At 65.8% G+C, this 2,281-nt stretch carries 3 protein-coding genes; all 3 read right to left on the bottom strand.

All coding sequences use genetic code 11. The annotated features are described in order from the left end of the window. A partial coding sequence (locus VKH46_06545) for a lysophospholipid acyltransferase family protein (GenBank protein ID HKB70487.1) occupies positions 1-966 on the bottom strand: 966 nt, incomplete at its 3' end. 228 nt (positions 967-1,194) lie between these two features. Further along, positions 1,195-1,602, bottom strand: coding sequence for a four helix bundle protein (locus VKH46_06540; GenBank protein HKB70486.1), 408 nt, complete (start codon positions 1,600-1,602; stop codon positions 1,195-1,197). A 41-nt stretch (positions 1,603-1,643) separates the two neighbouring features. After that, a partial coding sequence (locus VKH46_06535) for a M24B family metallopeptidase (protein HKB70485.1) occupies positions 1,644-2,281 on the bottom strand: 638 nt, incomplete at its 5' end.

The following is a 2,281-nucleotide window of genomic DNA, read 5'->3' as shown; positions in this document are numbered from 1 at the left end:
GCGGCGGCGGCTCCCGACGGGAGCTTCCGGAGGCGTCTTGCGGCTCGGATCGTCCCAGAACGGGTAGAAGCAGTACCACTGCGTCGGATACCGCCGGACGTAGCCCTCGAGGATCCGGACGAAACGCTCCACGTTGGCGCGGAGGTCGGCTTCGTGGTCTCCGCCCCGCGCGATCGGGAGCGGCTCCTCGATCACGATGCGGTACCGGTCTCCTTCCCGGAGGATGAACGACGGCAGCATCGCCGCGCCGGACACCATCGCGGCGGTGAAGGGTCCGCGGGGAAAATAGGCGGGCCGTCCGAAGAAATCGACCGCGATCCCGGTGTTGTTGAAGTCCCGGTCGCACTGGATCCCGAGGATCTGCCCGGCGGTGAGCGCGCGGACGACCGCCACGCCCGAGAGAAACGACTCGCCCACCGGGATCTCCCCCACTCCCCACCGGCGGTGCATTTCGCTGCGGAACCGCTCGACGACCGGGAACCGGTCCGGCTTGAGGACGACGTGGATGGCGTGGTCGAGGCCGCCGAGGAGCATCCCGCCGAGATACCAGTTGCCGAGGTGCGCGGTCGCGAGCAGCACCCCCTTCCCGCGCCGCTCCGCCTCGACGATCTTCTCGTATCCGCGGATCTCCGAGATCAGCGCCTGCGCCTCGGCGAACGGGCGCTGCGCGAAGTAGAAGAAGTCGATCCAGTGGTACGAGTGCTGGTCGATCATGTCGCGCGCCGCCTGGACGACGCGCGGCGAATCGGGCGGCTCGCCGAGAATGCGCGAGAAGTTCCCGCGGATCGCCGCGAGGTACTTCGGGCGCAGCGCGAAGAAGCGGCCGACGGTCTGCCGGGCGATCGCCGCGAGCGTCGGACGCGACAGGACGCGCGTCATCGCCCGGAAGAGCGGGAACCAGAGCGCGAACGACGCCGAGTAGAGGGCGTTGACGAGCCGGTTCCGGGTGGCCATCTTGTCCTGCATCAGAAAATCCGAAATCCCAAGTACGAAACTCGAAACAAATCCGAAATCCGAAGCACGAGACGAGATTTCGTCACTATCACCCTCGTTTCGTCTTTCCAACAGGGGCGAAGATACTCGTCAGCTCGCGTGACGTCTCGATGAGGCCTTCCGATCCCATCCGAAATCCGAAGCTCGAAACTCGAAACAAATCCGAGCCCCATCGAGTTCCCCGTGACGACTCCATGAATTTCACGCGGGCCTGGTTTTTCGAAGAATGGCGCCGAAGATGTTCGTCAGCTCACCTGACTCCCGGATAAGAGCCTCCCGACGAGAGCGTAGGATCGCGTCTCTTCCTGCGTCGATCAACGTCAACCCGTAGCCCGACTCCTTCGCCTCCTTTCGGCAGATCTTGATTCGAAACAGGAAGTCCTTCTTGCTCAGGGCTTCATTCGCCTCAATATAGTTCGCTCCCACCGATCCTGAGGAGCGGATGACCTGCGCGGCGTCCGCGACGTTTGCGATATCGCGGGGCAAGGTCCTGACGAAGTCGCGAACCGCGAGAGCGAAGAACAATGTCCGCTCTTCGAGATCGAAACGTCGAGCGCTGCTCCCGAGGGTCCGCCCCGCTATTTCGGATTTCGGATTTTCGATTTCCATATTGTTTCGAATTTCGAACTTCGTGCTTCGAATTTATCCCTTCAAATCGTCGAAAGCACTTTCGGTCCGGCCGCGGTGACCAGCACGTCGTCCTCGATCCGGACGCCGATGCCGCGGTACGCGTCGGGAGCGGGAGCGTCGTCCCGGAAATAGAGCCCGGGCTCGACGGTCAGCACCATTCCCGGCTCGAGCACGCGCGGAGCGCCGCCGACGGCCGGCGCGCCCGGGTCGTGGACGTCCAGACCGAGCCAGTGGCTCGTGCGGTGGAGCGTGTACGGCTTCTGGAGGCCCTTTTCGAGCGCGCGTCCGGCGGGACCCTCGAGGATGCCCATCGCGACGAGGCCCTCCGCAAGCACGGCCTGGGCGGTCTCGTGGACGTCGTCGAACGTGGCCCCCGGAACGCAGCGCTCGATGGCCGCAGTCTGCGCGGCGGCGACGAGGTCCCGCACCGCGCGCTGCGCGGCGGTCGGCGCGGGGGATGCGGCGATCGTGCGGGTCACGTCGGCGCAGTAGCCGCCGTACTCCGCGCCGGCGTCGATCAGCACGAGATCGCCGGGAGCGATCGCGCGGTCGTTCCGCACGTAGTGGAGGGTCGTGGCGTTGGGCCCCGAGCCCACGATCGACGGGTACGCCGGGCCCGCCGCGCCCCGGCGGCGGAACTCGTATTCGATGACCGCCT

It is taken from the genome of Thermoanaerobaculia bacterium, assembly GCA_035260525.1.
GTDB lineage: Bacteria > Acidobacteriota > Thermoanaerobaculia > UBA5066 > DATFVB01 > DATFVB01.
The sequence above is the reverse complement of the archived record's forward strand: the minus strand, read 5'-3'. Positions and strand labels throughout refer to the sequence as shown.